The organism is Tomitella cavernea (assembly GCF_016599145.1).
In the GTDB taxonomy this organism is placed as follows: Bacteria; Actinomycetota; Actinomycetes; order Mycobacteriales; family Mycobacteriaceae; genus Tomitella; species Tomitella cavernae.
Genome location: NZ_JAENKO010000014.1, coordinates 1 through 25427 on the forward strand (window position 1 = coordinate 1; position 25427 = coordinate 25427).

Genomic DNA, 25427 nt, shown 5'->3' on the forward strand with positions numbered 1-25427 from the left:
CCCCCGGGCCCCGCCGGGGGGGGCCCCCGCCCCCCCCCGGGGCGGCGCGGGCGCCCCCCTCGGCAGAGGGGCGCGCCATCGACGCGTCTGGGTGTGGTCTGCCGGCTCGGCAGTCCGTGCCCCGCAGGGGCCGCTGGGCTCAGTGACGCTCGGGGCCCACGTGGTACTCGAACACGAGCCCGGCCGCCGCCATGAGGATGAGCACGATGGCGAAGATGAACAGCCACGGCAGCCACAGCGCGAAGCCGATGGCGAAGATACCGGCCGAGAACGCGACGAGGATCGGCCACCAGCTGTGCGGGCTGAAGAAGCCCAGGTCGCCGGAACCGTCGCTGATCTCGGCGTCCTCGTAGTCCTCCGGGCGCGTGTCCAGGCGGCGCGCGACGAACCGGAAGTAGGTGCCGATGATCATCGCCAGGCCCGCCGCCAGCACCATCGCCGTCAGGCCGGCCCATTCGAGTTCACCCTCGACGGCGGTGAAAATGCCGTACACGATCGCGATGATGATGAAGAACACCGTCACCAGTTCGAAGATTCTTGCTTCGACCTTCATGTCAGTCCTCGTCCTAGATCCGCAGGTGGGCTGCTACTTGCCTTCGGTCGCAGCCGCTGCTGCCTGATTGAACCGCTGCTCGAACGGGTGCGTGGTGATCGCCGTGGGCGTGCACACGTCCGTGCCGTTGTAGTCGCACATGTTGTCCTCGGCGGCCGGATTCACGGCGGTGGAGTGCCGCTGCTGCAGGGCGGCCAGCGCGTCGGCATTCGACACCTGCTTGCCGCCGTTGCGCTGCGGGTCCCGGATCTCCATGTACTCGTTGAACAGCGGCTCCGGAATGGCCCGGACCTCGAAGTTCATCATCGAGTGGTAGGTGCCGCACATTTCCGCGCAACGTCCCACGAAGGCGCCCGGGTGGTCGATCTTGTCGATCGTGAACACGTTGCGGGACTGGTTGGCCTCAGGGAAGGGCATCACGTCGCGCTTGAACAGGAACTCGGGAACCCAGAACGAGTGGATGACGTCCCTGGACGCGAGAGTGAAGCGCACCGACTGGTCGACGGGCAGGACCAGCACCGGGATCTCGGTGGTGGAGCCGACGGTGGTGATCTGGTCGTCGTAGAGGTAGGACCAGTCCTCACGCATTCCGGTCTGGCCGCGGTCTTTGGCCTCCTGGACCTCGGGACTGACGTCGAAGTGGCGGTTCAGTTTGCGGTCCGGATCCTCCGCGCTCGGATCCGGCGGGTTGTCGTAGCCGGCCGTGTGCGCCTGGCGGTAACCGAACTGCCAGTTCCACTGCAACGCGGTGACGTCGACCGTGACATCCGGGTTCGGCGGGTTCTCGTTGACGTAGTTCTGCGTCTGCACGGTGAAGAAGAACAGCACGGCGATCGCCACGAACGGCGCCGCCGTGTAGGCGAGCTCGAGCGGAACGTTGTACTGCGTCTGGCGCGGGAAGTCCGGGGAGTTCTTCTTCTTGCGGTGGAACATGAGCGTCCAGAAGACCAGGCCCCAGACGATCAGGCCCATGGTCATCGCCGCGACGATCGACCACGTCCACAGCTCGCGCATGCGCTGCGCCTCCGGCGTGACGCCGTCCGGCCAGCCCGCGCGAAGAATCGGGTTCTTGATATCCGTCAGGGAACACCCCGCGAGCGCCATCCCTGCAAGGCCCAAAGATGCCGCAAGCCCTATGCGCCGGACGAGCCGACGCCGACCACCGTGTGCCACGTTCACGCCTTCCTGCCTTGCTTTTGCCGAGTGTTGCTGCCCATCGGAATACTACGCAGCGTAGACCACGGGGCCGGGAGAACCCGAACTCGGCCCTGCGACCAGCGGGACGCACACTGCGCCGCGGCCCGACGAAGCCGCAACCGCAGGCGACCCCGTCCGTCGACGCCACTGTCGCCGGACGGGGTCGCACCCGACGTCTCCGATCATTGTGCGGCATACTCTGCTTGCGAAAGCGCCGAATCGGCTTCTCCGCGCGGTCCGACGCCCCCCCGGGGTGCGGGCATCGGGGATCCCGTCAATGATCTGCGAGGTGTGCAGCCCCTGTGTGTGGCCTTCTCGGACTCGTCAGCGCCGACGCGGCAGTGCCGCCGGCGGCCATCGACAGGGTGCGCGCCGCCCTGACCTGCCAGCGGCACCGCGGCCCCGACGAGTCGGGCGTGTGGACCGAACCTGCGGCGGCCGGCGGCGGAACTCCGCACGGCCGAGTGGTGTTCGGCTTCAACCGCTTGTCGATCATCGACATCGGCCACTCGCATCAGCCGCTCACCTGGGGCCCTGAGGACGACCCGGACCGCTACACGCTCACGTTCAACGGTGAGATCTACAACTATCTGGAACTGCGCGCGAAGCTCGAGAAGGACCACGGCGCGGTCTTCCGCACCGAGGGCGATACCGAGTCGATCGTCGCGGCCTTCCATTACTGGGGGCCGGCCGCGGTCGAGCAGTTGCGCGGCATGTTCGCGTTCGCGATCTGGGACAGCCGGGAGCAGACGATGTTCCTCGCCCGCGACCCGTTCGGCATCAAGCCGCTGTTCTACGCCACCGGGCCGCATGGCACCGCGTTCTCCAGTGAGAAGAAGAGCCTCATCGCCCTCGCGGACGTCCTGGGCATCGGCCTCGAACTGGACCCGCGTGCCACGGAGCACTACATGGTGCTGCAGTACGTCCCCGAGCCGGAGACGCTGCACGCGCGAATCCGCCGGCTCGAATCGGGCACGTACGCGACGGTGCGGCCGGGCGGCGACGTGGAGCCGCACCGCTATTTCGCGCCACGGTTCCCTGTGCGGCCGGTCCCGGCGGGCGCGGAGGAGGCCCGCTACCGCGAGATCGCCGATGCCCTCGAGGACTCGGTGGCCAAGCACATGCGGGCCGACGTGACCGTCGGCTCGTTCCTGTCGGGCGGCATCGACTCGACGGCCATCGCCGCGCTGGCCATGCGCCACAACCCGGACCTGGTCACCTTCACCACCGGGTTCGAACGCGAGGGGTATTCGGAGGTGGACGTCGCCGCCGAGTCGGCGGCTGCGATCGGCGCCCGGCACGTGGTCAAGGTGGTGAGCCCCGCGGAGTTCGCCGCATCGATCCCCGCGATCATCTGGTACCTCGACGATCCGGTCGCCGATCCCGCGCTGGTGCCGCTCTACTTCGTCGCACGGGAGGCCCGCAAGCACGTCAAGGTGGTGCTCTCCGGGGAGGGTGCGGACGAGCTGTTCGGGGGCTACACGATCTACCGCGAGCCGCTGTCACTCAAGCCGTTCGAGCGCCTGCCCCGTCCCCTGCGGCGCGGCGCGGGCCGACTCTCCGAGCGCATCCCGGACGGGGTCCGCGGCAAAAGCCTGCTGCACCGCGGGTCGATGACGCTGGAGGACCGCTACTACGGCAATGCGCGCAGCTTCAGCGACGCCCAGCTGCGGTCGGTGCTGCGCGGCTTCCGGCAGGAGTGGACGCACCAGGATGTCACCGCGCCGGTCTACGACGTTTCCCGCGGGTGGGACCCGGTGGCCCGCATGCAGCACCTGGACCTGTTCACGTGGCTGCGCGGGGACATCCTCGTCAAGGCCGACAAGATCACCATGGCCAACTCGCTGGAGCTGCGCGTGCCGTTCCTCGACCGCGCGGTGTTCGAGGTGGCGCAATCCCTGCCACTGGACCAGAAGATCACCCGGCAGACCACGAAGTACGCATTGCGCCGCGCGCTCGAGGGCATTGTGCCGCCGCACGTGCTGCACCGCGCCAAGCTCGGCTTCCCCGTTCCGCTGCGGCACTGGCTCGCGGGCACGGAGCTCTACGACTGGGCGCATGCCGTGATCGCGGAGTCCGGAACCGACCACATCTTCGACAAGGCCGCCGCCGCCCGGATGCTCGCCGACCACCGTGCGGGCGTGGCCGACAACAGCAGACGGCTGTGGACGATCCTCGCCTTCATGATCTGGCATGGGATCTTCGTCGAGGAGCGCATCCACCCGGAGATCGACGAACCCGCTTACCCCGTCGAGGTCTGACGCCCACCCCCGGGCCCTCCTCCCGCCGGCGGCCCGGCTTTCGGCGGACGCCGGTGCGGGCAGGCGTGACGTGTATCCGCACCGGCGTGCCGCCGGGATCAGCCGGGCAGCAGCGCGGCCAGGTCGGCGGCCGCGTCGGGTCCGTAGGCCGCGCCGAGGCGTGCGGTGGCCGCGTCCTTGTCGAGGGACCATTCCTGCGTGCCCGTGGTCTCCAACACGTGGACGGCGACCAGCGACCCCAACTGGCCCGCCCGCTCCAGCCCCAGCCCGGCGGTCCGCGCGGCGAGGAAGCCGGCACGGAATGCATCACCGACGCCGGTGGGATCCACCGGCTCCTCCGACGGCACCACGTCGACCTGCACGGTGGAGCCGTCGGCGTCCACCATCACCGCCCCTTTGGCGCCCAACGTCGTCACCCGCAGGCCGATCATCGCGGAGACCTCCTGCTCGGTGAGCCCGGTCTTCTGCAGCAGCAGGCTCCACTCGTATTCGTTGCTGAACAGGATCTCCGCGCCGTCTATCAGCTCGCGGGCCTGCTCGCCGGACAGCCGCGCCAGCTGCTGCGACGGATCGGCGGCGAACGGAATGCCGAGTTCCCGGCATTCCCGGGTGTGGCGGATCATCGCGTCCGGGTCGTTGGCGCCGATGAGGACCATCTCCAGCGGCCCGTGCTCCTGCGCGAGCGCCCCCATGCCGATCTCCCGGGCCTGCGACATCGCCCCGGGGTAGAACGACGCGATCTGCGCCATCTCCGTGTCCGTGGTGCACACGAAGCGCGCGGTGTGCGCCTTCTGCGACACGAGCACCCCGCTGCAGTCCACGCCGTGCTCCTCGAGCCAGGCCCGGTATTCGGCGAAATCGACGCCCGCCGCCGCCGCGAGCAGGGGCCGTCCGCCGAGCACGCCCATGGCGAACGCGATGTTGCCGCCGACACCCCCTTTACGGACGACCAGGTCGTCGACGAGGAAGCTCAGCGAGACCTGGGCGAGATGCTCGGCGAGCAACTGTTCGGAGAACTTCCCCGGAAAACGCATGAGATGGTCGGTGGCGAGTGAGCCGGTGACGACGATGGTCACGAGAGTGGCCTTTCGGATTCGGGTACAGGCGCGCAGGCCCCGCCTGCGATCGGAGCCTGCCGGAGCTCGAGCGCGTCCCGGGCTTGCACGCCGGATGCCGAGCGGACTTCACCGTACTCGGCCGGGCCGGCGCAGCGCCGCCGCCCGGAAACGCGTGCGGGGCCGGCACCTGTCCCAGGTGCCGGCCCCGCACGGGGTGCCGCTGCGTCAGTTGAACGAGTCGCCGCAGGCGCACGAGCCGCCCGCGTTGGGGTTCTCGATGGTGAACCCCTGCTTCTCGATGGTGTCCGCGTAGTCGATCGATGCGCCCTCGAGATACGGGCTGCTCATCCTGTCCACGACCAGCTTGACGCCGCCGAACTCCGCGGCGTGGTCTCCGTCGAGGGCACGGTCGTCGAAGAACAGCTGGTAGCGCAGTCCCGCGCACCCGCCGGGCTGGACGGCGATGCGCAGAGCGAGGTCGTCACGGCCCTCCTGGTCGAGCAGGGCCTTGGCTTTGGCTGCGGCCTCATCGCTCAACGTCACGCCGTGGGTGGCGGTGGTGCTCTCGACAGTCATGAAATCTCCTCAGCTTGTTGCGACGCACGCCTATAGGGTCAACGGTACCGCCCGCCGCAACATTCCCGCGGCCTGCGGGTCCGGGAATATCCGGGGATCATGCCGCCCCGGCCATGGCCTGCGCGGCCCGCCGCGCCGCCTCGGACACGAACGCCGCGGGATGCGCCATCGCCGCGTCGACCGACCCCGCGACCTCGGCCGCCGCCCACGCCTCGTCGACGCCCATGCGACGACGGTCCGGCTCCGCCAGCGCGATCCGCCCGGCGACGACGATCACCCGTGCGCCGTGCCGGGCACCCTCCTCGGCGAGGTGACCCACGACCTTGCCGCGTGCGGACCCGGCGTCGAGGCACCCCTCGCCGGTGAGCACCACATCGGCATCGCCCACCGCCGCGCTCCTGCCGGTGACCTCGCCGACGATCGCGGCCCCCTGCCGTACCCGCGCGCCCAGGGCCATCAGCAGCCCGCCCAGTCCTCCCGCCGCGCCCGCGCCCATGCCGTCACGCACGTCCACACCGGTGTCGGCGAGCAGCACGGCGCCCCACTCCCGCAGGCGCGCCTCGAGCCGGCGAACCGTCTCCGCGTCGTCGGCGCCCTTCTGCGGCCCGAACACCGCGGCCGCACCCCCGGCGCCGAGCAACGGGCTGCGCACGTCGACGGCCGCAGTCAGCTCCACCCCGCAAAGCGCCCCGCGCATCCGGCCCACGCCGCCGAACGCCTCCGCAGCGCCCGCCCCGCCGTCGGTGCAGGCGCTGCCGCCGAGGCCGACGACGACGCTTTCCGCGCCCTCGGCCACCGCCCGTGCGATGAGCTCGCCGACCCCGAAGCTGGTCGCCTCCAGCGCCGTCTCCCGGTCCGGCGGCCGGCCCAACAGCTGCAGACCGCACGCCTGGGCCGACTCGATGAAGGCGGTGTCGCCCGCGCGGAGCCACTGCGCGGGGGCCGGGGCGCCCAACGGTCCTGTCACGTCCGCCCACCGCGATTCCACGTGCGCCGGACCGATGCCGCGCCGCAGCACGTCGATGAACCCGGGGCCGCCGTCCGACTGCGGCGCGAGGGTCAAGGCGTCGCGGGCCCGGACACGGGCCCAGCCCTCCGCCATCGCGGACGCCGCCGCGGCGGCGGTGAGCGTCCCGCCGAACCCGTCCGGCGCTACCAGCACGCGGAGCGGTCGCGTGCCGGGCACGTGGCGCATCGCCTCCATCCGTCCACGATAGGCCGGAGCGCGTCGAGCATCGACCAGGGTCAGGGCCGGCGACGCCGTCCCTATAACCTGGTGGGGTGAAGTTTCTGCGCCGCGAGGCATCGGATGCACAGCCGACGCCCGACGATCCCGCCTCGGACACCGCCCCCTCCCCGAACGACGCCACCACGGACTCGAGTGGCGGCCCGGACTACGGCCCCGGGCCGGACGGAAGGGCCGCCGGAAGCGGAAGGGCCACCGAGGCGAAGGGCCGCCCCACCCCCAAACGCAACGCATCCGAGAAGCGCCGCGGCCCCGTCGGGCCCGCCCCGATGACGGCGAAGGAGGCGCGCGCCCGCCGTCGCATCCACCGCGACGGGACCAAGAAGTCCCGCGAGGAGCGCAAGTCCGAGTCGGCGGAGCGGCGCGCGGCGATGGCCGACCGTCGCGAACGCATGATGGCGGGCGAGGAGAAGTTCCTGCCCGCCCGGGACCGGGGGCCGGAGCGGCGCTACGTCCGCAACATCGTCGACTCGCGTCGCCACCTGGTGGGCCTGTTCATGCCGCTGGCCATCGTCATGATCATGTCGCTGTTCCTGGCGCCGAACATCCAGGCCGTGGTCAGCTTGTTCATGCTCATCATGGTCGTGCTGATGATGATCGAGGGCTTCTTCCTGAGTCGGCGCACCTTCGCACGCGTCGCCGAGCGGTATCCGGATGTGGTCGACAGCCGCTTCTCCCTGGGCTGGTACGCGTTCGTGCGCGCGTCGCAACTACGGCGCATGCGCACCCCGCGGCCGGAGGTCTCCGTCGGCGATGAGGTCTGAGGTGAGCGCAGCTGCAGCGGAGCTCGGTGCGACCTTCCCCACCGTCACCGCGCCCGACGCGAAGGTGCTGGGCGACGCGCAGGCCCGCCAGCGTGAGCTCACCAAACCGCCCGGCTCGCTCGGGCGGCTGGAGGACGTCGCCTGCTGGGTGGCCGCGTGCCAGGGCCTGTGCCCTCCGCGCAGGCTCGAGCGGGTGCGGGTCGTCGTCTTCGCCGGCGACCACGGGATCGCGCGCACCGGCGTCTCGGCGTTCCCACCCGACGTGACCGCGCAGATGGTGCAGAACTTCCGCCGGGGCGGCGCCGCCGTCAATGCGATCGCGGACAGCGTCGGCGCTGGTGTCCGGGTGGTCGACATGGCGGTCGACGGAGACCTTCCCGGAGCGGATTCCAGAGCTTCGGAGGCGGGGGCCCCGGAGGCGGGGGCCGCAATCCCCGCAAACGCCGATGCCGATCCGGTGCGGGCGTACAAGGTGCGCTCCTCGTCGGGAAGCATCGACCGCGAGGACGCGCTGACCGCGGCGGAGACGATCGCGGCCATCGGCGCCGGCCGCGCCATCGCGGACGAAGAGGTGGACGCCGGGGCCGACCTGCTCGTCGCCGGCGACATGGGCATCGGCAACACCACGCCCGCCACGGCGATCGTCGCCACCCTCACCGGCCTGGAACCGGTGGTGGCGGTGGGACGCGGCACCGGCATCGACGACGCCGCGTGGATGCGCAAGACCGCGGCGATCCGCGACGCGATGTTCCGCGCCCGGCACTTCGTCGGCGACCCGGTCGCGCTACTACGGACGATCGGCGGCGCGGACCTCGCGGCGATGGCCGGATTCCTCGCCCAGGCGGCGGTGCGCCGCACACCCGTGATCCTCGACGGACTCATCGCCACCGCAGCGGCGCTGGTGGCCGCACAGCTCGCCCCAGGCTGCGCGGACTGGTGGCTCGCGGGCCATCGTTCCGCGGAACCGGCGCACGACGCGGCGCTCGAACGGCTGCACAAGCAGCCTCTCCTCGACTTCGGCATGCGGCTGGGCGAGGGCACCGGGGCGCTCACTGCCGTCCCCGTGGTGCGCGCCGCGGTCGCCACGCTGTCGAACATGTCCACCTTCGCCGACGCCGGCGTCTCCGGTGCTGCGGGCTGACGGGGAAGACGGCCGCCCGCACGGGCTGCGCACCGTCCTCGACGGCCCCGCCCTGGCGCTGTCCTGGCTGACGGTGCTGCCCGTCCCCGTTCCCCGCGGCGGGATCGACCGGACGCGAGCCCGCCGCGCCATCGTCTCCGCTCCGGCCGTGGGGGTGCTGCTGGGCGCGGCCGCCGCCGGAGTGCTCTGGTGCGCACTCGCCGCGGGAATGGCCCCCGTGCTCGCGGGACTGGTGACCGTCGGACTACTCGCGCTGGCCACCCGGGGCATGCACGTGGACGGGCTGGCCGACACCGTCGACGGGCTCGGATGCTACGGGCCGCCCGAGCGTGCGCTCGAGGTGATGCGTTCCGGCGGGGCGGGGCCGTTCGCCGTGGCCGCGCTGGTCGTGCTCCTCGGCTGCCAGGCCCTGGCGTTGGGGGCGCTGGCGGACGCCTCGCAGTGGGTCGCCATCGCGGTCGCCGTCGCCTTGGGACGCGTGGCCGTCGTCGTCGCATGCCGCCGCGGCATCCCACCGGCCGCGCCCGGCGGATTCGGCGGTCTCGTCGCCGGCACGCAACGAGCCGGCGTGCTCGCCGCCTGGTCCGTCGCCGCCGCCGCGGCGGCGGTGGTCGCGGTGCCGCAACGGATGTGGCAGGGGCCGGTCGTCGTCCTCGTCGTCCTGGCCGCGGCCATCGCCTTCACTGCGCACTGCGCCCGGCGCTTCGGCGGCATCACCGGCGATGTCCTGGGCGCCGTCATCGAGGGCTCCGTGGCGATCGCCACGGTGGCGTTGACGCTCTGATCCGCGCCCGCTGCACGTCGGCCATGGGATGTCAGGCCAGCCGCGACATCCAGCCGTGCGTGTCTGCGAAGGTGCCCCGCTGGATGCCGGTGAGAGTGTCCCGCAGCGCCCGCGTGACCTCGCCCGCCTCGCCGTCGGCCACAGTGAACTCGCCGCCTGCGTGCTTGACCGTCCCCACGGGGGTGATCACCGCCGCAGTGCCGCAGGCGAAGACCTCGGTGATCTCGCCGGACGCGCAGCCGCGCTCCCACTCGTCCGCGCTGATGCGACGCTGCTCCACGCTGTAGCCCGCGTCCGCCGCCAGCTGCAGCAGCGAGTCCCGGGTGATGCCCGGCAGCAGCGAGCCGGACAGTTCCGGAGTGACCAGGCGCGCGTCGGAGCCGGAGCCGAAGACGAAGAACAGGTTCATCCCGCCCATCTCCTCGATGTACTCGCGCTCGACGGCGTCGAGCCATACCACCTGGTCACAGCCCTGCCCCGCCGCCTGCGCCTGCGCGATCAGCGAGGCCGCGTAGTTTCCGCCGAACTTGGCCGCACCCGTACCACCGGGGGCGGCGCGCACGTACTCGTGCGAGAGCCACACGCTCACCGGCTTGATGCCGCGCGGGAAATACGCGCCGGCGGGCGAGGCGATGAGCACGTACCGGTAGTCGTCCGACGGGCGCACGCCCAGCCCCACGTCGGTGGCAAACATGAACGGCCGCAGGTACAGCGACTCCTCGCCGCCGGCCGGCGGAACCCACGCGGAGTCGACCGCGAGCAGCTGCCGCAGAGACTCGAGGAAGAGTTCCTCAGGCAGATCGGCCATCGCGAGGCGCTCGGCGGACGCGCGGAACCGGCGGGCGTTGGCGTCCGGACGGAACGAGTGGATGCCGCCGCCCTCGTGCCGGTAGGCCTTGAGCCCTTCGAAGATGGACTGGCCGTAGTGCAGCACCGTGGCAGCCGGGTCGAACGTCAACGGCGCGTAGGGGCCCACCACCGCGTCGTGCCAGCCCTCGCCGGGCGAGTAGTCGACGGTGACCATGTGGTCGGTGAAGAACTTCCCGAAGCCGGGGGCGGCCAGTACGCGCTCGCGCTCGGCGTCCGAATGCGGTGCGGGATGCGGATTATGCGCGAATTCGGGAAGACCGGTCATGCGCGTCATCGTATCGCAGGCGGTCATCTGACCCGGCTCGGCAGGAACGGCGGCGGCACCACTTCGCACCGCAGCCCGCGGCCGCGCACGTCCACGGTCACGACGTCGCCCGGCCGTGGGGCGGATCGCGCGTCCACCAGCGCCAGTGCGATCCCCGCGCCGAGGGTCGGCGAGAACGTGCCGGACGTGCACACACCCAGCACGGCCCCGTTGCCGCCCCGGACCCCCTGCCCCGGGCGGGGAATGCCCCTGTCGACGGCCCGCAGAGCGCGGAGCCTGCGCGGCGGGCCGGCCTCGCGCATCGCGCGGAGCGCGCCGCGTCCGCGAAAAGCCGGCTTGTCCCAGGCGACGGCCCAACCGCACCGCGCCTCCAGCGGCGAGATGCTTTCCGACAGTTCGTGCCCGTGCAGCGGATACGCCATCTCGGTGCGCAGGGTGTCGCGCGCGCCGAGGCCCGCGAGGACCCCGCCCTGATCGTCGACCGCCGTGCGCAGCGCGTCGAACACCGCTCCGGCCTGCGCCCACGGGATGATCACCTCGTAGCCGTGCTCGCCGGTATAGCCCGTACGGCCCACCCTCAGGCCCACCGTCGTCCCGCCCGGTGCCACGGAGCCGTCGGCGAACCGCATGTAGTCCATCCCCACCGGCAACCCCACGGCCGCCAGGACCGCGGGCGAGCGCGGCCCCTGCACCGCGAGCACCGCCAGTTCGCGGTGCATGTCGGCCACCTCCAGCCCGGGGGGCGCGCCCGCGCGCAGCACCGCTGCGACCGCCTGCGCGTTGGCCGCGTTGGGCACCAGGAACACCTCGTCGGCGCCGATTCGGTAGGCGAGCATGTCGTCCACGACGCCGCCTTCCTCGGTGCAGCAGAGCGTGTACTGGGCCGCACCGTCGTCGAGCGCGCCGAGGTCCGCGGTGAGCACTCTGTCGGCATACGCCGCCGCGCCGGGACCCCGTACCGTCAGCTTGCCCAGATGCGAGACGTCGAACAGCCCCACCCGGTCGCGCACGCCGTTGTGCTCGGCGACCACTCCGGTGTAAGAGATCGGCATCTCCCAGCCGCCGAACCCGCCGAACGTCGCGCCGGCCGCCGTGTGCATGTCCTGCAGCGGGCCGTGCTGCGGCCCCCGGGCCGCCGCGTCCGTGGAGTCCATGCCCCGACCGTAACGCCGCCGCGACGGCGGCACCGCCGGTTCGCACGACCATGCGCCGGCCGCAGGGGGCCGGCCGGGCCCGGTCTGCACGGCGCCGCCATCGCACCCGTGCGGTCGATACGATGGCTCCGTGCACCCGCCGGCCCGTTCCGGCGGGCGTGCACCGGCCGCTCCGGAAGCGGACCGCGCCGCATCGACCCATCCGGCAAGGCGACCCGTCCGACAGCACGACCCGTCCTGCACGACATCGCCGCCGGCCACGATCCACCAGGAGCCGCAAGTGAGTGCCTCGCACACCGCCCCCGCTTCCTCGACGTTCCCCGCGCCGGCGCCTCGGCTCGCCGCGGTGACCGCCGTCGACCCCGCCGCCGAGGTCCTCGTGGTGGGCCTGTTCAAGGGCGAGGCGGGGCCGTCCCTGGCGGACCTCGGCCCGCTGTCCGGCGGGCTCGCCGCCGATGTGCTCGCACGCCTGGAGTCGGTGGGCGCGGACGGGGCCGCCGCCACGGTGCAACGGGTCCCGGCCCCGCCGGATCTCGGCGTCGCGAGCGTCCTCGCCGTAGGGCTCGGCGATGTCCCCGATCCGTCCGCGGAGCCGGACGACGCTGCTGCAGGCGAGGCCGAGGAGCGCCTCCGCCAGGCCGCGGGCACCGCAGCACGGGCACTCGACGGCGTGGAGCACGCGGTCACCACGCTGTCGCTGCGCGGAGCGGGCCCCACGGCCGAGGGCTTCGTGCTGGGCGCCTACCGGTACACCGAGTTCAAATCCGCCCCGGGGCCGTCGCCCGTGGGGCGGGTCGACCTCTTGGTTCCGGACGCGGGCGGGTCCGACGACGGCGTGGGAGCGGATCCCGCCGCGCAGGTGGAGCACGCCGCGACCGTCGCCGCCGCCGTGGTGGTGGCCCGGGACTTCGTCAACACCCCGCCCAGCCACCTGTATCCGGCCGAGTTCGCCGACCGTGCACGCGCACTGGGCACGGTGACGGGCCTGCACGTCGAGGTACTCGACGAGGACGACCTGGCCGAGGGCGGCTACGGCGGGATCCTGGGCGTCGGCAAGGGGTCGTCCCGTCCGCCGCGCCTGGTACGTATGGCCCATCGGGGCGGTGAGGGGTCGGGTCCCGGCGTCGCACTGGTCGGCAAGGGGGTCACCTTCGACTCCGGCGGCATCTCCATCAAGCCGGCCGCAGGCATGGAGAACATGACCTCCGACATGGGCGGCGCCGCAGCCGTGGTCGCCACCGTGGTGCTCGCCGCCCAACTGGGCATCCCCCTCGACATCACCGCGTACGTCCCCATGGCGGAGAACCTCCCGTCGGCCACCGCCCAGCGGCCCGGCGACGTGCTCACCCAGTACAACGGCACCACGGTCGAGGTCATCAACACCGACGCCGAGGGACGGCTCATCCTGGCCGACGCCATCGCGCGCGCATGCGAGGATTCCCCCGCCTACCTCATCGACACCGCGACGCTCACCGGCGCGCAAATGGTGGCGCTGGGTTCACGCACCCCCGGTGTGATGGGCACCGACGAGTTCCGCGATCGCGTCGCCCGGATATCCCGGACGGTGGGCGAGAACGGCTGGCCTATGCCCCTGAGCGAGGAGCTGCGCGCCGACCTCGATTCGAAGGTGGCCGACCTGGCCAACGTCACCAATCACCGCTGGGGAGGCATGCTGGCGGCCGGGCTGTTCCTGCGCGAGTTCGTCGCCGACGGAGTCCAGTGGGCGCATCTCGACGTGGCGGGACCCGCCTACAACACAGGTGGCGCCTTCGGCTACACGGGCAAGGGCGGCACCGGCGTGCCGGTGCGCACCATGATCGCCGTGCTCGAGGACATCGCCTCGAACGGATGACTCCCCGGCCGCCCGCCGCGTGCCCGTGCGGTCATGCGGCGGGCGCGTGCGGGCCGGTGCCCGCGTCCGGCATTCATTCCACCGGATCCTGCTCCGAGGCGCCCTGCCCCGAGGCCCGTCCCCCGAGCATTTCCGCGCGCAGCGCGCGGCGCCGCCGGATCCGCGCGCGCTCGATGTGGTCGCGCATGCGCTGCGGATAGCCGACCTTGGTCACGTCGTAGATCGGGATGGCGGCCTCGCGGCCCACCCGCGCGGCACCGCGGGCTCCGCCGGGTGCCCGCCGGGTCCAACTGCCGTCCTTGTCGACGAGGACGATCGTCACCGCGTTGAAGGAGTTCTCCGGTTCCACGAACCCTTCCACGCCCTCGTGGGACTTGGCCCAGGCCACCAGGTACGTGCGGTCCGCGTCAGTGCGCGCGCGCTTCTCCTTCGCCACCGGCCCGCCGAACAACCCGTCCAACAACCCCATCGAGCAACCCCATCGTCACGTTGACAATTCCTGTCGCGCCTCTTCGCACCCGCCTCGCGCCGACACGTGCCCGGATTCCCGCACAATTCTGCCACCGGAATCGGGGGCCCGCCGCGCCGACCGTATCCCCCGCACACCGTGTACCCAGCGGCCGGCGGAACGCGCCGTCCCGTTCCTGCACCAGGGGAACGACCCTACCGGCGGGTCGTTTCCGGTGCACGGCTTGTACAGCACACCCACCACGAGCACAAATCGCGCACGGGTGCAAGGATGGACGCCGGAGATGCCCGACGACTCCGGCAACGGCAGCGCGGGTGCGGCCTTGCGAAGGCAACGAGCAACGCCCGCCCGCAGAGTCCGTGCCGCTCTTCGGCAAAACGGCACCTCCAGGCCCACCGGCCAGCCCACAATGAAACCGTGCCCGCCGACCGGGCAGCAGCACGGCGCAGAGCGACCCCGAAGAACACATACACAACTTTCAGGAGTCAGACGACATGGCCTTCTCCGTCCAGATGCCGGCCCTCGGCGAGAGCGTCACCGAAGGGACCGTCACGAGGTGGCTCAAGCAGGAGGGCGACACGGTAGAGGTCGACGAGCCCCTGCTGGAGGTCTCCACCGACAAGGTCGACACCGAGATCCCCTCCCCCGCGGCCGGCGTTCTCACCAAGATCGTCGCGCAGGAGGACGACGTCGTCGAGGTCGGCGGCGAGCTCGCCTCCATCGGCGAAGCCGGCGAGACTCCTCAGAGTCAGCCGGCACAGCAGCAGGAGGAGGCCCCTGTGGCGCAGCAGGACTCGGCGCCGCAGCAGGACTCCACACCTCAGCAGGACTCCACACCTCAGCAGGACTCGGCGCCGCAGCAGGACTCCGCACCCCAGCAGAGTTCCGGCGGCAACGCAGGTGGCGCCGATGACGGCAGCCCGGTGACGATGCCCGAACTCGGCGAGTCGGTCACCGAGGGCACGGTCACCCGGTGGCTCAAGTCCGTCGGCGACGAAGTGGCAATGGACGAGCCGCTGCTGGAAGTCTCCACCGACAAGGTCGACACCGAGATCCCCTCGCCGCTCGCCGGAACCCTGCTGGAGATCTCCGCGCAGGAGGACGATGTCGTCGAGGTCGGCGGACAGCTCGGCGTCATCGGCTCGGGCTCCCCCGCCTCCGGGCAGAATCAGTCGCAGCCTCAGCAGAGGCAGGAGGCCGAGCCGCAACAGGAGGCGCCTGCTTCGGCGTCTCCTGCGCAGGAGACGCCGAAGCAGGCCGCTCCTGCGCAGGCCGCTCCTGCGCAGGAAGCTCCTGCGCAGGAAGCTCCGGAGCGGCCGGCCCCCGCACAGGAGGCCCCGAAGCAGCCGGCACCCTCCCGGAAGCCCGCACCCGCATCTGCGTCTGCGTCTGCGTCTGCGTCCGACTCATCGGGCAGCACCCCGTACGTCACCCCGCTGGTCCGCAAGCTCGCGGGCGAGCACGGAGTGGACCTGAACGCCGTGCGCGGCACGGGCGTCGGCGGTCGCATCCGGAAGCAGGACGTGCTGGCCGCGGCCGAGGACAAGAAGGCCGCGGCGGCGCCCGCGGCCGCCCCCGCCACGTCCGGGTCCGGCGCTCCGGCCGCCGCGCCCCGGCCGGAGCTCGCCCACCTGCCCGGGACCACGCAGAAGGCCAACCGCATCCGGCAGATCACGGCGATCAAGACCCTCGAGTCGCTGCAGACCACTGCGCAGCTCACCCAGACCCATGAGGTCGACATGAGCCGTGTGGCCGCCCTGCGCGCGCAGGCCAAGGCGTCCTTCGCCGAGCGGGAGGGCGTCAACCTGACGTTCCTCCCGTTCTTCGCCAAGGCAGTGGTCGAGGCTCTCAAGGCGCACCCCAACGTCAACGCCAGCTACGACGCGGACGCCAAGGAGATCACCTACTACCCGGCGGTGCACCTCGGCATCGCGGTGGACACCGAGCAGGGACTGCTCTCGCCAGTCATCCACAACGCGAGCGACCTGTCGCTCGCCGGGCTCGCGCGCGCCATCGCCGACATCGCCGGCCGCGCCCGCGGCGGCGGCCTCAAGCCGGACGAGCTCACCGGCGGCACGTTCACGATCACCAACATCGGCAGCCAGGGCGCGCTGTTCGACACCCCGATCCTCGTCCCGCCGCAGGCCGCGATGCTCGGCACCGGCGCCATCGTCAAGCGCCCGTCCGTGGTCAAGGACGACGCGGGCAACGAATCGCTCGGCATCCGGTCGATGTGCTACCTGCCGTTGACCTACGACCACCGCCTGGTGGACGGCGCCGACGCGGGACGCTTCGTCAGCACCATCCGCCAGCGGCTCGAGGAGGGCGCGTTCGAGGCCGATCTGGGCCTATAGGGACACCGCCCTCGCACGGGCCATCCCCGCGCCTGCGCGCGCGACCGCAGTAGCCCACCGCACCCGGGTCTTCGTCGATACGATGAGACCCGGGTGCTGTGCGTTTACAGGAAGGGGTGCCGTGCAATGCGAGTGGCGATCGCGGGATCATCGGGGCTGATCGGCACGGCCCTCGCCGCCCGGCTCCGGGAGGACGGGCACCGGGTGCTGCGCCTGGTGCGGCGCCCCGCGCGCGGCGACGACGAGATCCCGTGGAGCCCGGCCACCGACCACCTGGACGGCGCACACCTGGACGGCGTCGACGCCGTGGTGAACCTGTGCGGCGTGGGCATCGGCGACCGTCGCTGGACCGGCGCCCGCAAGCAGCTCATCCGCGACAGCCGCGTGGAGCCCACCGGGGTGATCGCCCGTGCCGCCGCCGCGGCGGGCGTCCCCGCACTGATCAACGCGGGCGCCGTCGGCTACTACGGCGACACCGGCGACCACGTGGTGGACGAGTCCTCCCCCGCCGGTTCGGGTTTCCTCGCCGGGGTGTGCGTGGACTGGGAGGGAGCCGCCCGCGGTGCCGCGGACGCGGGAGTGCGGGTGGTCACGTGTCGCAGCGGCGTGGTCCTCGCGCCGCGCGGCGGAATGCTCGCCCCGCTCAAGCGGCTCTATTCCCTCGGGCTCGGCGGACGGCTCGGCAACGGTCACCAGTACATGTCGTGGGTCTCGCTCGACGACCAGATCCGCGCGATCATGTTCCTGCTGCGCAATCCCGAAGCGCGCGGGCCGGTGAACATCACCGGCCCCGCCCCCGTCACCAACACCCAGTTCAACGCCGCGCTCGGGCGCCGGCTGCACCGCCCCACCCCGTGGATCGTCCCGTCGCCGGCGTTGCGCGCGGTGCTCGGCGAGTTCGCCTCCGAGGGCGTGCTCACCGGACAGCGCGCCATCCCCCGGGAACTCGAACGCCTGGGGTTCGCCTTCCGGCACGCCACCATCGGGCAGGCTCTCGACGCCGCCGTCTGACCCGGCGGGCGCACGAGCGCCGGCCGTGCCCCCGCCGATCCGCCCCGCGCGGGGCCGCCGGGACCGTATCGGCGGCGGCGTACTGTCGTCGTCATGCGCAGCGCCACCGAATCGATCCGCTCGTCCGCCCGCCCCGTGGCCGTCAGCGAGTCGGGGCGCATCGACTACCTCAAGGCGTGGGACCGCCAGCGCGCGCACCTCGACGAGCGTGCGGCGGGCGGACCGGATTCGATGCTGCTGCTGGAGCACCCCGCGGTGTACACGGCGGGCCGGCGCACTCTGCCGGAGGAGCGCCCCCGGGACGGGACGCCGGTGATCGACGTGGACCGGGGCGGCAAGATCACCTGGCACGGCCCGGGACAGCTGGTCGGCTATCCCATCATCGGACTCGCCGAGCCCGTCGACGTGGTCGAGTACGTCCGTCGGTTGGAGCAGGCGTTGATCTCCGTGTGCACCGGCCTCGGGGTGCAGTGCGGGCGCGTGCCGGGCCGTTCCGGCGTGTGGCTGCCGTCGTGCACGGCGGGCGCCGTGGTGCGGCCCGAACGTAAGATCGCGGCCATCGGCGTCCGGGTCGAGCGTGGCGTCACCATGCACGGCTTCGCGCTCAACTGCGACGCCGACCTGACCGACTTCTCTTCGATCATCCCCTGCGGGATCACCGACGCCGGCGTCACGTCGCTGAGCATCGAGCTGGGCCGCGACGTCCCCTCGTCGGAGGTCCTTCCCGCCGTGCGGGACGCGGTGCCGGCGGCTCTCGACGGCCATCTCCCCGTGGAGGAGTGCGACATCCTCCGGCGCACGCCGGAGGGGCCCGCCGGTGCGGCGTCGCCGTCGTTCATGGAGCCCATCCGCCTGGGTTGACGTTGCCGCGCGGCGCGTAGCATCGGCCGTGTGACTGTGGCCCCAGAAGGACGCAAGCTCCTACGCATCGAAGCCCGGAATGCTCAAACACCCATCGAGCGCAAGCCGGAGTGGATCAAGACCCGTGCACACATGGGTCCCGAATACACCGAACTCAAGGGTCTCGTACGCAGCGAATCGTTGCACACCGTGTGCGAAGAGGCCGGTTGCCCCAACATCTACGAGTGCTGGGAGGACCGCGAGGCGACCTTCCTCATCGGCGGCGACCAGTGCACCCGGCGGTGCGACTTCTGCCAGATCCACACCGGCAAGCCCCAGCCGCTCGATACCGATGAGCCGCGCCGCGTGGCCGAATCGGTGCGGTCGATGGGCCTGCGGTACTCGACGGTGACCGGCGTCGCCCGCGACGATCTGCCCGACGGGGCGAGCTGGATCTACGCCGAGACGTGCCGGATGATCCACGATCTCAACCCGGGTACCGGCGTCGAGCTTCTCATCGACGATTTCCAGGGCGACGCGGACGCCCTGCAGGCCGTGTTCGACGCGCGCCCCCAGGTGCTGGCGCACAACCTGGAGACCGTCCCCCGCATCTTCAAGCGGATCCGGCCGGCGTTCCGCTACCAGCGCAGCCTCGACGTGCTCACTGCGGCCCGCGAAGCGGGGCTGGTGACCAAGTCCAACCTGATCCTCGGAATGGGCGAGACCACCGACGAGGTGGTCGAATCGATGCAGACGCTGCGCGACGCCGGCTGCGAGATCCTCACCATCACGCAGTACCTGCGGCCCTCGGCCCTGCACCACCCCATCGACAGGTGGGTCAAGCCGCAGGAGTTCGTCGAGCTGTCCGACGCCGCCCGCGGAATGGGGTTCTCGGGGGTCCTCGCCGGGCCGCTGGTGCGCTCGTCGTACCGCGCCGGCCGGCTGTACGCGCAGGCGGTGCGTGAACGCGGCGAATCGCTGCCGAACAACCTCGCGCACCTCGCCGAGTCCGGCAGCACGTGGCAGGAGGCGGGCTCGGTGCTGGCCAGGATGCGGCAGTCCTGACGGTCATCGCCGCTGTGCGCGGCGCCCCCTGGCACGTGCCCGCCGTGCCCGCGCCGCGGACCACGGGCACGGCGCTCGCGCGCGGACCCGTATCCTGAGGAGCATGGCGAAGGGCAAACCCACCAAGGAAGAGCGCAAGGCGGCGAAAGCGGCTTCGCGCGCCGCGTCCAAGGAGCGCCGCGGGCAGATCTGGCAGGCGTTCCAGATGCAGCGCAAGGAGGACAAGGCCCTCCTGCCGCTGATGGCGGCCACGCTGCTGATCGCCGTCGGCATTCTGGTGGGGCTGAGCTTCCTGGTGGGTATCGCCTGGTGGGCCGCGCTGGTGCTGGGGATCATCCTCGGTGCACTGCTCGCGTTCATCGTCTTCGGCCGCCGCGTGCAGAAGAACGTCTACCGCAAGGCGGACGGGCAGGCGGGCGCCGCCGCGTGGGCGCTGGAGAACCTCAAGGGCGCCTGGCGCGTCACGAACGCCGTCGCCGCCACCACACAGCTCGACGCAGTGCACCGCGTCATCGGCCGTCCCGGCGTCATCCTCGTGGGCGAGGGCGCGCCGCACCGGCTCAAGCCGCTGATGGCACAGGAGAAGAAGCGTGCCGCTCGGCTGATCGGCGACACCCCGATCTACGAGTTCATCGTGGGCAACGAGGAGGGGCAGGTGCCGCTGGCCAAGCTGCAGAGGCAGATCACCAAGCTCCCCAAGAACATCGACACCAAGACCCTCGACAGCATCGAGGCGCGCATGACGGCCCTGCAGAAGAAGGGCGGCTCGGGTGCGGCAATGCCCAAGGGGCCTGTCCCGGGCGGCGCCAAGCAGAAGGGCATCCAGCGCACAGTCCGCCGGCGCTGACCGAACGGGTCCGGAGGACAGAGCTCGGCACACACTGCCCACGGGAGGGGCCCGGCGACGCGCTGTCGCCGGGCCCCTCCCGTGTGTCCTGGCTGCCGTGTGTCTGGCTGCCGACCCGCCGCCGGCCCCGCCGCGGGCGGGATCAGCGCGCGCAGATGACCGCCGTCTGGGTGGCGCGGTCGTGCAGTCCGCGCCCGTCCTCGTCCATCACGAGCGGGGGCAGGATGAAAAAGGTGAGCAGCACACGGAAGAACGCGCGCGGCAGGCCGACGGGCACCTCGGCGTCGACCCGGGCGACCCCCAGGCCCATCGCCGTCTGGCCGGGAGTGGCCGCGAACAGCCACACGCTGACCACACTCACCACCGCCCACACGACGGCGCCCGTCGTGGCGGGACCGCCGGGCAGCGGAAAGAAGGCGAGCAGGAGCATGGCGACGCCATAGCACAGCAGCCAGTCGATGAGCAGCCCCGTGACCTTGCGGCCGGTCCCGCCCACCGAGCGGGGGCCGGACTCGGGCAGGCCGAGCCGCTCCCCGCGGTACTTGGCCACGCTGCCGTCCTCCCCCTTGGGGAGGGCCGCGGCGGGGCCCGAAAGCCAGGATCCGGTCATTCGACGCATGGGCGCCAGGATACGGAACTGCACGACGCCCGGCCGCCGCGGACCGCGTTCGACCTGCCCCGTGCCCTGCGCGAGCCGGGGCGCACACCGCGACCCGAGACGAATGTCACCCCGGACACGTAACGTGTAACACCGTCGCAACATCCGGTTGACTGACGGGCAACACCGCGTCTATACCGTGATTCGCGTACACCCGGTCGCCGCACCGCGACGGGTCATGACTGAGGAGCCTTACATAGTGTTCACTTCTGCCGAACAGGTACTCGCCTATATCCGTGACGAGAAGGTCGAGTACGTCGACATCCGCTTCTGCGACGTCCCCGGCGTCATGCAGCACTTCTCCATCCCGGCGGCCGCATTCAGCCACGACGTGTTCGACGACGGCCTCGCCTTCGACGGTTCGTCCGTGCGCGGATTCCAGTCGATCCACGAATCCGACATGCAGCTGTTCCCGGACGTCACCACGGCCACGGTGGACCAGTTCCGCAACGCCAAGACGCTGAACATGAACTTCTTCGTACACGACCCGTTCACCCGCGAGGCCTACAGCCGCGACCCGCGCAACGTGGCGCGCAAGGCCGAGGAGTACCTCAGGAGCACGGGGATCGCAGACACCTGCTTCTTCGGCGCCGAAGCCGAGTTCTACATCTTCGACTCCGTCCGCTTCGACTCGTCGGTCAACGGCAGCTTCTACGAGGTCGACTCCATCGAGGGCCGCTGGAACAGCGGGCTCGCCACCGAGCGCGACGGCAGCCCCAACCTGGGCAACAAGATCCGGGTCAAGGGCGGCTACTTCCCCGTGGCCCCGTACGACCACACCGTTGACCTGCGCGACGCGATGTCGACCAACCTCACCGAGGCCGGCTTCGAGCTCGAGCGCCTGCACCACGAGGTGGGCACCGGCGGCCAGCAGGAGATCAACTACAAGTTCGGCACCCTGCTGCACGCGGCCGACGAGCTGATGCAGTTCAAGTACATCATCAAGAACACCGCCCACCAGCACGGCAAGACGGTCACATTCATGCCGAAGCCCCTGTACGGCGACAACGGCTCCGGCATGCACGCGCACCAGTCGCTGTGGAAGGACGGCGAGCCGCTGTTCTACGACGAGTCCGGCTACGGCGGCCTGTCCGACATCGCCCGGTACTACATCGGCGGCATCCTGCACCACGCGCCGTCTCTGCTGGCGTTCACCAACCCCACAGTCAACTCCTACAAGCGCCTGGTCCCCGGATACGAGGCCCCCATCAACCTGGTGTATTCGCAGCGCAACCGCTCGGCCTGCGTGCGCATCCCCGTCACCGGCAACAGCCCCAAGGCCAAGCGCATCGAGTTCCGCTCGCCCGACTCGTCCGGCAACCCCTACCTGGCGTTCGCCGCGATGATGATGGCCGGCCTCGACGGCATCCGCAACAAGATGGAGCCGGCCGAGCCGATCGACAAGGACCTCTACGAACTTCCGCCCGAGGAGGCCGCGAGCGTGCCCCAGGCCCCCACCTCGCTGGAGGCCGTCATCGACAACCTCGAGCGCGACCACGATTACCTCACCGAGGGCGGCGTGTTCACCACCGACCTGATCGAGAAGTGGATCGAACTCAAGCGCGACGACGAGATCAGTCCGATGAACCTGCGCCCGCACCCGTACGAGTTCGACCTGTACTACGACTGCTGAACCTGCCAGCGCGCCGACCCGGCATCTCCTACCGGGAGTGCCCGCGTCCGTCCGCTGAGAGTACGCGGGAGAATCGGCCCGCGCCGCGATCATCCACGCGATCGCGGCGCGGGCCGATTCTCGCCGCTCGACGCCGCCCCATTCTCCGCCTGCCAATTCAACACGCGGACGCCTCAGCCTCGTTAGCATCCAGGTGTGGCCGATACCAGTGGCTCAGATCACGCTAAGCATGAGCGCGCCGCCGGGGCACCCGGTCCGTCACGAGCAGGAAGTGCCGTCCGCTTCCTCACAGGCATCGGCGCGCTGTTCGTGCTCGCCGGCTTCGCGGCGTGGTCGGTGCTGAGCCTGCACGCGCCGTCCCCCGCGGGCGTCGACGCGCCGCCCGCCTCGTTCAGCGCGGACCGCGCGATGGAACACGTCGAGCAGAGCGCACGGGTTCCACATCCCACCGGCTCCGCCGCCAACGACGAGGTCCGCGCCCACCTCATCGACAGGCTCACCGGGCTCGGGCTGCAGCCGCGGGTGAACAGCACTCTCGGCGTCGTCGTCCGCGGCCCGGACCGTGTCAACGCGGCGGCAGTCGACAACATCGTCGCCGTCATCCCCGGCACCGACTCCACCGGCAGGGTCTTCCTCGCCGCCCACTACGACTCCGCCCAGTTCTCCCCCGGCGCCGGCGACGATTCCGCCGGGACGGCGACGATCCTCGAGATCGCGCGGGCGCTGCAGGACGCGCCACCACTACGCAACGACGTCGTGCTGCTGTTCACCGACGCGGAGGAGTCCGGGACCATCGGGTCGGAGGGCTTCCTCGCCTCCGACCCGCTCGCCGCCGACGGCGGAGTGGTGCTCAACTTCGAGGCCCGCGGCGCGTCGGGGCCGGTGGTGATGTTCGAAACCTCGGAGGGCAACGCCGCGCTCGCCCGGCTCTACGCCGCCACGGCTCCGCATCCCGCCGCCACGAGCGCCGCGGTGGAGGTCTACCGCCGCCTGCGCAACAACACGGACTTCACCAACTTCCTCAACTCCGGCGACTTCACCGGGATGAACTCCGCGTTCTTCGACGGCGCCGCCGTCTATCACACCCCGCAGGACGTGCCCGAGCGGCTGAGCAGGGCGAGCCTGCAGGCGATGGGCGACAACGGGCTCGCGCTCACCAGGGCGCTCGGTTCCGCCGACCTCGCCGACTTCGCGCGGCCCGCGCCGCACGACGAGACCTACTTCACCGTGCTCGGCTCGGTCGCACACTACCCCGGCCCGTGGGTGTGGCCGCTCGCCGGACTCTCGGTCGTCCTCACCGGCGCGGTGGCCGCGATCGCGTGGCGCACCCGCCGGGCCACTGCCCTGCGCCTGGTCGCGGGCACCGCCGCCGCGCTGGTCCCGCTGGTGATCGCCCCGCTCGCCGCGTACGGCGTGTGGCGGCTGCTCGTGCTCATCCGGCCCGGGTACGGCAGCGTGCTCGACCTCTGGCGGCCGGCGCTGCTGCGCATCGGGATCATCGTGCTCGCGGTCGCAGTGTTCCTCGCGTTCCTGGCCCTGACCCGGCGGCGGATCGGGACGGCCGCCGCGGGATTCGGCTGCCTCGTCTGGCTGACCGCCCTCGGCGTCGTGTTCGCGGCCCTGGCACCGGGCGCGGCATACCTGGCGACGCTGCCGGCACTCGCCACCGGCATCGCCGCCGCCGTGGCCCTGTCCGTCCGCATGCCGTGGCTGCGCGTGACCGCGACGCTCGCCGGTTCCCTTGTCGCCGTGCTCGTGCTGGCCCCCGCGATCGCGATGTTCTTCGCCTCGCTGGGCATGCCGATGGCCGCCGGGCCCGCGCTGTTCACGGTACTGCTGTGCTTCGCGGCCGCACCGACGCTGGACCTGCTGTTCAGCATGAGCGCCGCCGAGAGCACCACCGCCGGCGGACGACGGTACCGCCTCGCCACCGCCGCGGTGCCGATGACCGCATTCGCCTCCGCCGCGATCCTGCTGGGCGTCGGCACCGACGTCAACGACTTCGACGCCCGCCACCCCGAACCCGCGCAGCTCATGTACGCGCTCGACGCCGACACCGGCAGCGCGCACTGGCTCAGCGAGAACCCGCCCACCGACTACACCCGGCGATATCTCGACGCGGAGGCCGAAGCCGGCGACTACCTGCCCTTCACCCGCAGCGGACGCGAGTCCGGTCCGCTGGAGCCGGCGGAGGTGTCAGGCTACTTCCCCTACATCCACCAGAGAGTGCAGGTGGGACCGGCCCCGACGGCCGAGCTCCCGGCGCCGGCGCTCGATGTCGTCTCGGATGTGCAGGCCGGCCGGCTCCGCACGATCACCGTTCACGCCGCCCCGGGCCGCCCGGTGCGGATGATCACCGTCGGCGTCGACGCCGGCGGGGGCACCGTCGAGGGTGTGCGCATCGAGAGTGCCGACGCCGGGGAGGCCGGTGGCGAGGGCAGGGACCTCGGAGGCGACGCGGTGGGCTCGTCCACCAGTGCGGTCACCTTCCACGGCCCGACGTCCCTGGGGATCACGCTGCGGTACCGGATCTCCGGGGACGGACCAGTGCGGCTGCGGGCCGTCGGCGGCAGCGACGGGCTCGACGGCCTGCCCGGGTACGTCGCTCCTCCGGACGGAGTCGACATCGCGGGAACACACAGCTCGGGGCTGCTCATGGTTGCCACCGAGAGGGTGCTCGACTAGGGGAGCCCACGTCCATGGGTCGTGCCCGGCGCGCGCACGGCCACGGATCGTCACAGTCCGATAACGGTATTCACCTCTGTCACATGTAACGCTTCGACACCACCGGAAACGGAGCAAGCTGACAGGTGGACGACCGGTCGGCGA

21 protein-coding genes are annotated in these 25427 nt (G+C 71.5%); 12 read left to right on the plus strand and 9 right to left on the minus strand.

Annotation, left to right across the window (positions count from 1 at the left end):
- Positions 1-139: 139 nt before the first annotated feature.
- Positions 140-553: a cytochrome c oxidase subunit 4 gene (locus JJ683_RS07125; protein ID WP_200172592.1), complete on the minus strand. Its 414-nt coding sequence runs from the start codon at positions 551-553 to the stop codon at positions 140-142.
- 33 nt (positions 554-586) lie between these two features.
- Entirely contained in the window at positions 587-1732 is a 1146-nt protein-coding gene (gene ctaC / locus JJ683_RS07130) for an aa3-type cytochrome oxidase subunit II (protein ID WP_200172594.1), read from the minus strand.
- Between the two features lie 320 nt (positions 1733-2052).
- Between ctaC and asnB the strand changes: the two genes are divergently transcribed.
- A complete protein-coding gene (gene asnB, locus JJ683_RS07135; RefSeq protein ID WP_200172596.1) occupies positions 2053-4011 on the plus strand; it encodes an asparagine synthase (glutamine-hydrolyzing) in 1959 nt (652 codons plus the stop codon).
- 98 nt (positions 4012-4109) lie between these two features.
- Here the strand turns inward: asnB and JJ683_RS07140 are convergent, their stop codons facing one another.
- The 3 genes from JJ683_RS07140 to JJ683_RS07150 form a co-directional block, all read right to left on the minus strand.
- Positions 4110-5087 (minus strand): carbohydrate kinase family protein, encoded by a 978-nt coding sequence (locus tag JJ683_RS07140; RefSeq protein WP_200172597.1) that lies wholly within the window; start codon positions 5085-5087, stop codon positions 4110-4112.
- Positions 5088-5294: 207 nt separating this feature from the next.
- Complete coding sequence (locus JJ683_RS07145; protein ID WP_200172598.1) at positions 5295-5645, minus strand: HesB/IscA family protein; 351 nt, start codon at positions 5643-5645, stop codon at positions 5295-5297.
- A 97-nt stretch (positions 5646-5742) separates the two neighbouring features.
- A complete protein-coding gene (locus JJ683_RS07150; RefSeq protein ID WP_242474481.1) occupies positions 5743-6849 on the minus strand; it encodes a glycerate kinase in 1107 nt (368 codons plus the stop codon).
- A 77-nt stretch (positions 6850-6926) separates the two neighbouring features.
- On the opposite strand from JJ683_RS07150, the gene JJ683_RS07155 reads away from it, so the two are divergent.
- Genes JJ683_RS07155 through JJ683_RS07165 form a run of 3 tightly spaced genes read left to right on the plus strand, consistent with a single transcriptional unit; the run spans position 6927 to position 9580 of the window.
- Positions 6927-7655 (plus strand): DUF3043 domain-containing protein, encoded by a 729-nt coding sequence (locus tag JJ683_RS07155; RefSeq protein WP_307810744.1) that lies wholly within the window; start codon positions 6927-6929, stop codon positions 7653-7655.
- A 1-nt stretch (position 7656) separates the two neighbouring features.
- The gene (gene cobT / locus JJ683_RS07160; protein ID WP_372435257.1) at positions 7657-8796 is read left to right on the plus strand and encodes a nicotinate-nucleotide--dimethylbenzimidazole phosphoribosyltransferase; all 1140 of its coding nucleotides are present in this window, start codon (positions 7657-7659) and stop codon (positions 8794-8796) included.
- Entirely contained in the window at positions 8783-9580 is a 798-nt protein-coding gene (locus JJ683_RS07165) for an adenosylcobinamide-GDP ribazoletransferase (protein ID WP_307810745.1), read from the plus strand. Before cobT ends, JJ683_RS07165 begins: the two co-directional genes overlap by 14 nt.
- Before the next feature lie 31 nt (positions 9581-9611).
- Here the strand turns inward: JJ683_RS07165 and JJ683_RS07170 are convergent, their stop codons facing one another.
- Positions 9612-10715 carry a branched-chain amino acid aminotransferase gene (locus tag JJ683_RS07170; protein WP_200172600.1) on the minus strand — a complete coding sequence of 368 codons (1104 nt, stop codon included), beginning with the start codon at positions 10713-10715 and terminating at the stop codon, positions 9612-9614.
- Between the two features lie 23 nt (positions 10716-10738).
- Positions 10739-11869 carry a glycine cleavage system aminomethyltransferase GcvT gene (gene gcvT / locus JJ683_RS07175; protein ID WP_200172601.1) on the minus strand — a complete coding sequence of 377 codons (1131 nt, stop codon included), beginning with the start codon at positions 11867-11869 and terminating at the stop codon, positions 10739-10741.
- A 280-nt stretch (positions 11870-12149) separates the two neighbouring features.
- Here gcvT and JJ683_RS07180 point away from each other — a divergent pair, with 280 nt between their 5' ends.
- Positions 12150-13721 carry a leucyl aminopeptidase gene (locus JJ683_RS07180; protein WP_372435258.1) on the plus strand — a complete coding sequence of 524 codons (1572 nt, stop codon included), beginning with the start codon at positions 12150-12152 and terminating at the stop codon, positions 13719-13721.
- 73 nt (positions 13722-13794) lie between these two features.
- On the opposite strand, the gene JJ683_RS07185 is transcribed toward JJ683_RS07180, so the two are convergent.
- Positions 13795-14190 (minus strand): oxidoreductase, encoded by a 396-nt coding sequence (locus tag JJ683_RS07185; protein WP_200172602.1) that lies wholly within the window; start codon positions 14188-14190, stop codon positions 13795-13797.
- Between the two features lie 494 nt (positions 14191-14684).
- On the opposite strand from JJ683_RS07185, the gene sucB reads away from it, so the two are divergent.
- The 5 genes from sucB (at position 14685) to JJ683_RS07210 (ending at position 20307) form a co-directional block, all read left to right on the plus strand.
- Entirely contained in the window at positions 14685-16544 is a 1860-nt protein-coding gene (gene sucB / locus JJ683_RS07190; protein WP_200172603.1) for a 2-oxoglutarate dehydrogenase, E2 component, dihydrolipoamide succinyltransferase, read from the plus strand.
- A 126-nt stretch (positions 16545-16670) separates the two neighbouring features.
- The gene (locus JJ683_RS07195; RefSeq protein ID WP_200172605.1) at positions 16671-17555 is read left to right on the plus strand and encodes a TIGR01777 family oxidoreductase; all 885 of its coding nucleotides are present in this window, start codon (positions 16671-16673) and stop codon (positions 17553-17555) included.
- Between the two features lie 93 nt (positions 17556-17648).
- Positions 17649-18416 carry a lipoyl(octanoyl) transferase LipB gene (gene lipB / locus JJ683_RS07200; protein ID WP_200172606.1) on the plus strand — a complete coding sequence of 256 codons (768 nt, stop codon included), beginning with the start codon at positions 17649-17651 and terminating at the stop codon, positions 18414-18416.
- Positions 18417-18446: 30 nt separating this feature from the next.
- On the plus strand, positions 18447-19460 hold the full coding sequence (gene lipA / locus JJ683_RS07205; protein WP_200172607.1) for a lipoyl synthase: 1014 nt from the start codon (positions 18447-18449) through the stop codon (positions 19458-19460).
- A gap of 103 nt (positions 19461-19563) precedes the next feature.
- Entirely contained in the window at positions 19564-20307 is a 744-nt protein-coding gene (locus JJ683_RS07210; RefSeq protein ID WP_200172608.1) for a DUF4191 domain-containing protein, read from the plus strand.
- 142 nt (positions 20308-20449) lie between these two features.
- On the opposite strand, the gene JJ683_RS07215 is transcribed toward JJ683_RS07210, so the two are convergent.
- Complete coding sequence (locus JJ683_RS07215; RefSeq protein WP_307810746.1) at positions 20450-20926, minus strand: RDD family protein; 477 nt, start codon at positions 20924-20926, stop codon at positions 20450-20452.
- 235 nt (positions 20927-21161) lie between these two features.
- Here JJ683_RS07215 and glnA point away from each other — a divergent pair, with 235 nt between their 5' ends.
- Both glnA and JJ683_RS07225 read left to right on the plus strand, forming a co-directional pair.
- A complete protein-coding gene (glnA, locus tag JJ683_RS07220) occupies positions 21162-22598 on the plus strand; it encodes a type I glutamate--ammonia ligase (protein ID WP_200172629.1) in 1437 nt (478 codons plus the stop codon).
- Positions 22599-22793: 195 nt separating this feature from the next.
- Complete coding sequence (locus tag JJ683_RS07225) at positions 22794-25283, plus strand: M20/M25/M40 family metallo-hydrolase (protein WP_200172609.1); 2490 nt, start codon at positions 22794-22796, stop codon at positions 25281-25283.
- Positions 25284-25427 lie beyond the last annotated feature (144 nt).

Excerpts from the sequence above, each read along its gene's own strand:
- gcvT (WP_200172601.1), bottom strand. The coding sequence starts at position 11,869 with ATGGACTCCACGGACGCGGCGGCCCGGGGGCCGCAGCACGGCCCGCTG.
- JJ683_RS07125 (WP_200172592.1), bottom strand. The coding sequence starts at position 553 with ATGAAGGTCGAAGCAAGAATCTTCGAACTGGTGACGGTGTTCTTCATC.
- sucB (WP_200172603.1), top strand. The coding sequence starts at position 14,685 with ATGGCCTTCTCCGTCCAGATGCCGGCCCTCGGCGAGAGCGTCACCGAA.
- JJ683_RS07170 (WP_200172600.1), bottom strand. The coding sequence starts at position 10,715 with ATGACCGGTCTTCCCGAATTCGCGCATAATCCGCATCCCGCACCGCAT.
- JJ683_RS07210 (WP_200172608.1), top strand. The coding sequence starts at position 19,564 with ATGGCGAAGGGCAAACCCACCAAGGAAGAGCGCAAGGCGGCGAAAGCG.
- JJ683_RS07145 (WP_200172598.1), bottom strand. The coding sequence starts at position 5,645 with ATGACTGTCGAGAGCACCACCGCCACCCACGGCGTGACGTTGAGCGAT.
- JJ683_RS07195 (WP_200172605.1), top strand. The coding sequence starts at position 16,671 with ATGCGAGTGGCGATCGCGGGATCATCGGGGCTGATCGGCACGGCCCTC.
- JJ683_RS07215 (WP_307810746.1), bottom strand. The coding sequence starts at position 20,926 with ATGCGTCGAATGACCGGATCCTGGCTTTCGGGCCCCGCCGCGGCCCTC.
- lipB (WP_200172606.1), top strand. The coding sequence starts at position 17,649 with ATGCGCAGCGCCACCGAATCGATCCGCTCGTCCGCCCGCCCCGTGGCC.
- JJ683_RS07150 (WP_242474481.1), bottom strand. The coding sequence starts at position 6,849 with ATGGAGGCGATGCGCCACGTGCCCGGCACGCGACCGCTCCGCGTGCTG.
- JJ683_RS07185 (WP_200172602.1), bottom strand. The coding sequence starts at position 14,190 with ATGGGGTTGTTGGACGGGTTGTTCGGCGGGCCGGTGGCGAAGGAGAAG.